The sequence below is a fragment of the Oleiphilus sp. HI0067 genome (assembly GCF_001635735.1).
In genome coordinates, this window is sequence record NZ_LWFI01000559.1 from 1 (window position 1) to 800 (window position 800).

Here is an 800-nt window from a genome sequence, read left to right on the forward strand (position 1 = left end):
TCACTGATAAAAATGTACAGCTTTTTGTTTTCGAGAATATAAGGGGTTGTTGATGCGTCGGGCCGTTTATTTTGATCGAGCGTGGCAAGCATGCATGATTGCGTATCTGCAATTAGTGATTCGATGTTTGTACTTATGTTGCTCACTTAGCAGCACCTTGCATGGATTTCGAACTAAGAATCGAAAATCCTAAATCTTTTGATGAGGCTGAACGAATCAATGCGGCTGCGACATCTGCGCCATCAATGGCTTTCAAATTTCCGGGCAATAGTTTGCAGATGAACTCAGATGCTTTTTCGCCAAGGCGAAATTCTTCTCTATCTCCTAGCAATAAACTTGGCCGTGCAATAGCGGCGTGTGCATAGTCGCAATGTTTGATTCTGTGTTCGACATCTTTTTTCATGCTGAGATAAGTGGATGGCATTTTTCCGTCTGCGCCATTTGCAGAGACAAGCCCGTAGAAACCAGCGCCATGCTCTTTACCTAGTTTCGCGAAAGCTTCAGGATACTCCACATCAATACGCACATATTCCATAGCATTTGGCGTTTTCTTTTTGGTTGAGCCCAAGGCGCAAAATAAGTCCGATACCTCATGACTTGGTGCTTCGAAAGAGCTTGGATTCTGAAGAAGCTTGTTCCAATCACAAATAAAGTAGCTGAGTTTCTGATGCTGATAATCTGATGAGTTTTGTGATCGAACAAAGGCATAGACTTCTTCGTATTGTTTATCTTCACAGAGCTGTTGTACGAGACTTCGTCCAATTAAGCCGCTGGCGCCAGCGACCCAAGCAATCTTTCTG

General features: G+C 43.5%; 2 protein-coding genes. Both read right to left on the reverse strand.

Going from position 1 to position 800, the window contains the following annotated elements:
• On the reverse strand, positions 1 to 146 hold a 146-nt coding region (locus A3739_RS31330), incomplete at its 3' end, for a pyridoxamine 5'-phosphate oxidase family protein (RefSeq protein ID WP_197472123.1).
• Positions 143 to 800 (reverse strand): NAD(P)H-binding protein (locus A3739_RS06570; RefSeq protein ID WP_068500789.1); only part of this gene is annotated, 658 nt, incomplete at its 5' end. The genes A3739_RS31330 and A3739_RS06570, both read right to left, overlap by 4 nt.